9 protein-coding genes are annotated in these 7,385 nt (G+C 77.1%); 1 reads left to right on the top strand and 8 read right to left on the bottom strand.

The features are described 5' to 3' along the window. The first annotated feature begins 96 nt into the window (after nt 1-96). Nucleotides 97-1,026 (top strand): Cof-type HAD-IIB family hydrolase, encoded by a 930-nt coding sequence (locus PKY62_RS07655; protein WP_324536117.1) that lies wholly within the window; start codon nt 97-99, stop codon nt 1,024-1,026. A gap of 47 nt (nt 1,027-1,073) precedes the next feature. On the opposite strand, the gene PKY62_RS07650 is transcribed toward PKY62_RS07655, so the two are convergent. The 8 genes from PKY62_RS07650 to ygfZ form a co-directional block, all read right to left on the bottom strand. After that, nucleotides 1,074-1,547, bottom strand: coding sequence for a VOC family protein (locus tag PKY62_RS07650; protein ID WP_324536116.1), 474 nt, complete (start codon nt 1,545-1,547; stop codon nt 1,074-1,076). A gap of 69 nt (nt 1,548-1,616) precedes the next feature. After that, complete coding sequence (locus tag PKY62_RS07645) at nt 1,617-2,156, bottom strand: O-acetyl-ADP-ribose deacetylase (RefSeq protein WP_324536115.1); 540 nt, start codon at nt 2,154-2,156, stop codon at nt 1,617-1,619. An 80-nt stretch (nt 2,157-2,236) separates the two neighbouring features. Further along, nucleotides 2,237-2,662, bottom strand: a complete 426-nt coding sequence (dtd, locus tag PKY62_RS07640; RefSeq protein WP_324536114.1) for a D-aminoacyl-tRNA deacylase — start codon at nt 2,660-2,662, stop codon at nt 2,237-2,239. Nucleotides 2,663-2,672: 10 nt separating this feature from the next. Further along, entirely contained in the window at nt 2,673-3,743 is a 1,071-nt protein-coding gene (locus PKY62_RS07635) for an asparaginase (RefSeq protein WP_324536113.1), read from the bottom strand. After that, entirely contained in the window at nt 3,740-4,072 is a 333-nt protein-coding gene (locus PKY62_RS07630; protein WP_324536112.1) for a DUF2516 family protein, read from the bottom strand. The genes PKY62_RS07635 and PKY62_RS07630 overlap by 4 nt, the downstream gene beginning before the upstream one ends. A gap of 10 nt (nt 4,073-4,082) precedes the next feature. Continuing rightward, nucleotides 4,083-5,141 carry a GGDEF domain-containing protein gene (locus PKY62_RS07625; protein ID WP_324536111.1) on the bottom strand — a complete coding sequence of 353 codons (1,059 nt, stop codon included), beginning with the start codon at nt 5,139-5,141 and terminating at the stop codon, nt 4,083-4,085. Between the two features lie 98 nt (nt 5,142-5,239). Further along, nucleotides 5,240-6,418, bottom strand: a complete 1,179-nt coding sequence (locus PKY62_RS07620; RefSeq protein WP_324536110.1) for an FUSC family protein — start codon at nt 6,416-6,418, stop codon at nt 5,240-5,242. 7 nt (nt 6,419-6,425) lie between these two features. Continuing rightward, on the bottom strand, nt 6,426-7,385 hold a 960-nt coding region (gene ygfZ / locus PKY62_RS07615; RefSeq protein WP_324536109.1), incomplete at its 5' end, for a CAF17-like 4Fe-4S cluster assembly/insertion protein YgfZ.

Genomic DNA, 7,385 nt, shown 5'->3' with positions numbered 1-7,385 from the left:
CGGGCCGGGGGGCGGGGCGGGTACGGGGCGGGGGGCATGGCGGGCCGGGGGGGCGGGGCGGGGGCGGGCTGCCGGGGGGTGCGGGAGACTCGTCCCGTGACGACCGCAGATCCCGCTCGCCCCGCTGTGCCGCTCGGCCCGCCGCCCGGCCCGCCGCTCGGCCCGCCGCCCGGCCCGCCCCTCGACCTGTCCCTCGACCTGCCGCCCGCCGCTCAAGCCGCCGGGCTACGGCTCGTCGCCGTCGACATGGACGGGACGCTGCTCGACTCCGACCACGAGGTCGACGCCGGGTTCTGGCCGTTGCTGCCGGAGCTGCGCCGGCGCGGGATCGTCGTGTGCCCCGCCAGCGGCCGCCAGTACGCCACGCTCGAGCGGCAGTTCGCCGACGCCGACGTCGAGCTGGTGTACATCGCCGAGAACGGCACCCAGGTGGTCCTCGACGGCCGTACCGAGAGCACCGACCTGCTGGACCTGTCGGTCGCGCACGACGTCGTCACCACGGTCCGCACGCTGGCGGCTCGTGGCGTGCCGGCCGGCGCCGTGCTGTGCGGTACGCGCTCGGCGTACATCGAGCGGGCGGACCCGTGGTTCGTCGCCGAGGCGGACCGGTACTACGCCCGGCTCGAGGTGGTCGAGGACCTCCTCGCGGTGCAGGACGACGTGCTCAAGGTCGCGGTGTACGACGACGGCGTCGCGCAGGAGACCACGCTTCCGGCCCTCGTCCACCTGCGGCCGGCCCGGCAGGTCGTCGTCTCCGGGGCGCACTGGGTCGACGTCATGAGCAGCACCGCCGACAAGGGATCGGGGCTGCGGCGCGTCCAGGAGCTGCTCGGCATCACCCCCGAGCAGACCGCGGCGTTCGGCGACTACCTCAACGACACGCAGATGCTCACGGCGGCCGGCATGTCGTTCGCGATGGCCAACGCGCACCCCGACGTGCTCGCCGTGGCGCGGCACCGGGCGCCGTCGAACGACGAGCGCGGCGTCAGCCGGACGCTCGCGGCCCTGCTGGGGCTCGCGGGCTGACGCTCAGCCGGACGCTCGCGGCCCTGCTGGGGCTCGCGGGCTGACGCTCAGCCGTCCGCCGCGGCCCGCAGCGCGGCGATGTCGAGCCTGCCCATGGTGAGCATGGCCTGCATGGCACGGCCGGCGCGCTCGGGGTCGGGGTCGGCGAGCAGCTCGAAGAGCACCGGCGGGACGATCTGCCAGGACAGCCCCCAGCGGTCCTTGAGCCAGCCGCACTGGCCGGGCTCGCCGCCGTCGGCCGTGAGCGCGTCCCACAACCGGTCGATCTCCTCCTGCGTCTCCACCCGGACGAGCAGCGAGATCGCCTCGGTGAACGTGAACGCCGGCCCGCCGTTGAGCGCCTGGAGCCCCAGCCCGTCGAGCTCGAAGGTCACCGACATCGCCTGACCCACCGGGCCGGGTGAGCCCTCGGGGTAGCGCGAGACGGACACGATGCGCGAGTCAGGGAACAGCGAGACGTAGAGCTCCGCCGCCTGCTCTGCCTGGTCGTCGAACCACAGGAACGGGCTGATGGTCTGCATGGCACTCGGCTCCCTCACGGCGACGGCGGACGGCCCAGTCTGTCCCGGACCCGGCCGCACGGCATCCGGTCACGGCGCGGCGAGCGCCGCCGTGAACCGTCCGACGGCCGCCGGGGAGACGAGCACGAAGCGCACGAGGTCGACGGGGCCGTCCGGGTGCGTGGCGCCCCACGCGCGCACGGCACCGACGGCGATCCGCGCGACGTCGCCCATCGCCCAGCCGTAGGCCCCGCCGCTCACGGCGGGGAAGGCGACCGACCGCGCGGGCAGCGTGGCGGCGAGGTCGAGCGATGCGGTGAAGCACGACGCGAGGAGGGCCGGGTCGGTCTGGCCGGCGTGCCGGTCGGGGCCGACCGTGTGGACCACCCACCGGCACGGCAGCCGCCCGGCCGTGGTGGCGACCGCACGGCCGACGGGCAGCCCGTCCGGAAGCCCGTCCGGCGGCGGGGTGCGCCGCAGCGCGCGGCACGCGGCGAGCAGCTCCGGCCCGGCGGCGGCGTGGATCGCGCCATCCACCCCGCCCCCGCCGAGCAGCGAGGAGTTCGCGGCGTTGACGATCGCGTCGACCCGCTGCGTGGTGAGGTCCCCGAGCACCACCTCGATGAGCACACCACCAGCATGCCCCAGCGCCAGGTCCTGGCACCGATCGGTGCCCCCGGCGGGCGGATCCGTTCCAGGACCGCGTGCGCTCAGGCCTCGAGGAGGATCGTCACCGGGCCGTCGTTGACGAGCTCGACGGCCATGTCCGCGCCGAAGACCCCCGTCTCGACCCGCAGCCCGCGGGCGCGCAGCGCCGCGACGACGGCGTCGACCAGGGGCTCGGCGACCGGGCCGGGCGCCGCGGCGTTCCACGTCGGGCGGCGACCCTTGCGGACGTCGGCGTAGAGCGTGAACTGCGAGACCACGAGCACGGGTGCCCCCGCGTCGAGCGCCGACTGCTCGTCGCGCAGGATGCGCAGGTCGGCGACCTTGCGTGCGACGAGCTCGACCTGCGCCGGGCCGTCGTCGTGGGTCGCCCCGACGAGCACCAGCAGGCCCGGCCCCTCGATCGCGCCGACGACGACGCCGTCCACCCGGACGGCCGCCCGGGTGACGCGCTGCACCACGGCTCTCATCCCGCGGCCCTCATCCCGCGGCCCCCGCGACCGGCCCCGCGACCGGCCCGGCGACCAGCCCCACGACCGGCCCCGCGCCGGGCGCGTCGAGCACCGCGACGACCTCGCCGACGGGCTCACCGTGACCGAGCACGGGCGTCCGGCCCGCTGCGCGCACGGCGGCGAGGTTCGCAACGAGCCCTGACCCGGCGGCGTCCGCGCCCCCGCGGGGCGCGAGCAGCAGCTCGAGCGCCGCCGCCAGGATCGCCGCGCGCGGCCGTGCACCGCCGTCGGACACCTTGAACGCCACCGAGGAGCCGTCGGGCAGCCCGGCGGCGTAGACCCCCTCGGCACCGTCCTTCGCGACCAGTCCCGGCACCGCGGCGAGGAACGCGGAGACGTCACGGCCGGGGCCGCCGACGAGGTCCGGCCGCGCGCCCATCGCGACGGCGACCCGCGCGAGGTCCGAGCCCCGGTCGCGGCGCGGCGCCGCGGCGATCCGGCCGAACGCCCGCGCCAGGCCGCGCACCGTCGTCGACAGCAGCGGTGCGCCGCACCCGTCCACACCGACCCGGTCGACCGGCACCCCGGTGACCTCGCCGACGACGTCCCGGACGAGCACCTGCAGCGGGTGGTCCGGCTCGCGGTAGGTCACCGGGTCCCAGCCCGCGGCGACGCACGTGGCGAGCATCGCGGCGTGCTTTCCCGAGCAGTTCTGCGTGACCGAGGACGGGCCGCGACCCGCGGCCCGCCACGCGTCGGCCGACGCCGCGTCGAGCGGCAGGTCGGGGGTGTTCTGCAGGTCGCGCTCCGCGAGCCCCGCGCCGGCGAGCACCCGGCGCACGACGGCGAGGTGGGCGTGCGTCCCGGAGTGGCTCGAGCACGCCAGGGCGAGGCCCTCGTCGTCGATGTCGAGGCCCGCGCGCAGGAGCGCGAGCGCCTGGAGCGGCTTGAGCGACGAGCGGGGCCAGATCACCACGTCCGGGTCCCCGACCGCGCGGACCGCACCGCCGTCCGGCCCCGCGACGAGCAGGTGACCGGTGTGCAGCGACTCGACCAGCCCCGAGCGGGTGACCCGGGCGAGCAGCCCGCCGGGGTTCACCAGCCGCCGGTCCCGGGCGGGCGGCCGCCGCGGCCGCCGGACCTCGGGCCGAGCGCCGGCTTGACGTCCACGAGGTAGACGATCGCCGCGACCGCGCTGACGATCGCCAACGAGGACAGCGCCCCGATGCCGATCGGCGGGGGGATGGCGACGAAGGCCACGGCCGTGGCGACGCCGACCACCGCCAGCCAGAAGCTCTTGGTGCGCTTGCCCGCCCGGGGGAACGCTGCCGCGGGGCGCCGCACGACGTCGACCAGAGCGGCGACGCTCAGCCCGAGGACGAGCAGGTACAGCGCCAGGAAGAGGTAGACCTGCACGGTACGGATCACGGGGGTGAGCCTACGAGACGACGACCCTGCCGCGGCCCTCGGCCTTGGCCCGGTACAGCGCGGCGTCGGCGGCGGCGTACAGCTCGGCGAAGTCGGGAGCGCCCCCGGCGCGGTGGGTCATCCCGATGCTCACGCTCACCGGGATGCCGCCGTGGTCGCCCGGCAGGGGGGCGCCGAGCACGGTGTCGAGCACCGCCCCCGCTGCGGCTCGCACCTGCGCACGCGTGCTGTCCGGGAGCAGCACCGCGATCTCGTCGCCGCCGATCCGGGCCACCGTGGCACCGGCGGGTACGGCCCCGGTGACCAGCGCCCCGACGTGCACCAGCGCGGCGTCGCCGACCGGGTGCCCGTAGAGCTCGTTGAGCACCCCGAAGCGGTCGAGGTCGACCAGCAGCAGGCCGGTCCCTGCGACCGATCCGTGCGCTGGCACGGGACGCGACGGCGCGGCGTGCGCGATCGCGTCCTCCAGGACCCGGCGCGTGCCGAGCCCCGTGAGCGGGTCCGTGGTGGCGAGCTCCGCGAGGCGTGCGGTGAGCGCGTCCTGGTGCCGGCCCGCCTCGACCAGCACCAACGTCACCATCGCCACCGCCGCACTGACCACGAAGAAGTCGGCGAGCGCCAGGCGCAGCGGCAGGAGGGTGAACACGACCGCCGCGTTGACGAGCAACGACAGCCCGGAGACCACCCACGCGACGACGGGCCGCAGGTGCGCGCCGGCGTAGACCGCCGGGTAGACGACGCCCATCTGCCCGGCCGCGCTCGCGTCCCGGGTGCCCAGGCCCGCCCACAGCACGACGAGGATGCCGAAGACCGCGATGCCCACCCAGCTCGACCGGGGCATGTGCTGCGGGATCGCCCAGAAGGTCAGCCCGGCACCGGCGAGCGTCGCGCCGATGACCAGGGCCTGCGCGAGGGTGGCCTCGGTGCTGCCGACCCGCCCCGCGGCCACAGCCACGAGCTCGACCGTGATGGTCACGACGCCGGCGGTCAGGCCCGCGATCCCCAGCGTCCGCGCGGCGGCCACCCGGTCGCGCGGCTCGAGGAGCCGCTCCATCGTCATCCGGTCCATCCGCACCGCATCGCCCCCCGGCTGCCCGGGGTCGCACCGATCCGCCCCCGGTCGCACATGCTAGCCCCGCCCGGCGTGGCCCCCGCGGGACCTGGGTGTCACATCTCCGGCAGGTGGGCGCGCGCGTCCCCGGGGTCCATGCCGGCCGCCTCCTCGAGGTCCACGACCAACGAGCGCAGCAGCAGCACGAGCCCCTGCACGTGCCAGTCGTCCGGGGCGACGGTCCAGGGGTCCGCCCGCTCGGCGGCGGCGGCCAGCCGGGCCCTGGCCAGCGTGGGCGTCGCCCCGGCGCCCAGGGCGGCGGCGAGCTCCTCCGCACCGCGCCGCACGTCGTCGACCAGGGCGGCGAGGGCCGTGAGGTCGTGCTCGGCCCCGTCCGGTGCGGGCGACCGTTCGCCGTCTGCGCCCGGCGGGCCGTCGTGCAGCCCGCCGGCCACCACGAGCACCCCGCGTCGCACGAGCACGCGGGTGTTGCGCATGGCGCGGTCCGCGAGGACGGCCGCGCCCTCGAGCGCCTCGAGCTCCGGGCCGTGCCGCCGGAACGCCGGCGAGACCCGGGCCGCCTGGCGCGCGCTCCCGGCCGCCGTGCGCCACTGGTCCAGCACCGGCTGGGACGCCCGGCCGCGCACCAGGGCCTCCTCGACGTCCGCCTGCCCGCCGCCGGCCAGCCCGGTGGCGAGGAACCGCAGCACGCCGGCGATCTCCGCCACGCCCTCCTCGGCGAGCGAGCGCACGCGCCGTCGAGGGTCCTGCGGGGACAGTGCGGCCACGAGCAGCGCGACCACGCCGCCCACGAGCGCATCGGTCCAGCGGTCCAGCGGCCCTCCGGAGCGCGCGGCCGGCAGCACGACGATGACGATCGCCTGGACCCCGGCCTGCGTGGTGAGCAGGTCCCCGCGGTCCACGAAGCGCGCCGTCAGCGCCGCGACGGCCAGCACGACGGCGATCTGCACCGGACCGGTCCCGATGACGTGCACGAGCAGGTCGCCCGCAAGGACACCGACGGCCACTCCGACGGCGAGCTCCGCGACGCGCCGTGGCTGGCGGTCGGCGGTGAAGCCCAGGGCCACCCATGCCGAGACCGGCGCGAAGAACGGGAATGCGTGCCCGAGCCCGTAGGCGGCCACCGCGTAGGCGATCGCCGCCGCGAGGCTGGCGAGCAGCACGGGCACGCCGGCCCGGCGCACGCGCGCCCAGCCCTGCCGGGCTCGCGAGCGCACGAGCGTCCCCGCCGCGCTCCGCCGGTGGCCCTGCGCAGCGTTCACCGGGCGGCGCACGGGCGGCTCACCGCGTGGTCGGCGGCGCGAGGCCGCGCGCGACCTCGCCGCGTGGCGCAGGCCGGTCCGCCGACACACCCTCCCCGGCGACGACCACCTCCTGCGCCGCGGCGACCTCGCCGTCCGCGCAGGTCACCAGCAGGGGCGCGGCGACGTCGAGGCTGCGCTTGACGACCGCCAACGCCACCGGACCGAGCTCGTGGTGGCGCACCACGCTCGTCACCGAGCCGACCTCGCGCCCAGCCGACGTGACGGCCGCCCCGGGCTCAGGGAACCGGTGGTCCGAGCCGTCGAGGTGGAGCATGACCAGGCGCCGCGGCGGGCGGCCGAGGTTGTGCACGCGCGCGACGGTCTCCTGGCCGCGGTAGCAGCCCTTGTGCAGGTGGACCGCCGTGCGCAGCCAGTCGAGCTCGTGCGGGATGGTCCGGTGGTCCACCTCGGCCGCGGCCGGTCGCCACGCCGCGACCCGGGCGGCCTCGACGGCCCACGTGCCGGCCAGCCGCGCACCCGCGGCCTCGCGGTCGGCCACGGCCCGCGCCAGCCCGGCGCGCGGGACGAGCACGAGCCGCCAGGCCCGCTCGCTCCCGGGGTGCTCGGCGTCCGTCGGGCCGTAGCGCGTGCCGCCGGGTGCCGTGCGCGGCCACGGGTCGCGCCACGTGACGGGCCCGCCGTCGGCGCCCTCCGCGTCGATGCCCTCGCCGAGCGCCACCCACTGCGCGGACACGTCGGCCACCTCGACCCGGAGCATGAAGCGCATCCGGTCCAGCCATGCCGCGAGCCCCGCGGGCGTCGCCGTGAGCAGCCACGTCGTCGTGCCGTCGTCGACCACGCCCGCGGCGTGCTCGACGTGGCCGTGCGGGCTGAGCACGAGGGTCTCGGTCGACGTGCGCGGCGGCAGCGTCGCGAGGTCCTGCGAGGTCAGCGAGTGCAGCCAGGTGAGCCGGTCGGGGCCCGTGACGGTGACGAC

This window comes from Actinotalea sp. (assembly GCF_035443605.1).
Classification (GTDB): domain Bacteria; phylum Actinomycetota; class Actinomycetes; order Actinomycetales; family Cellulomonadaceae; genus Actinotalea.
Note: the sequence above shows the minus strand (reverse complement) of the source record. Positions and strands in the feature narration are given on the sequence as shown.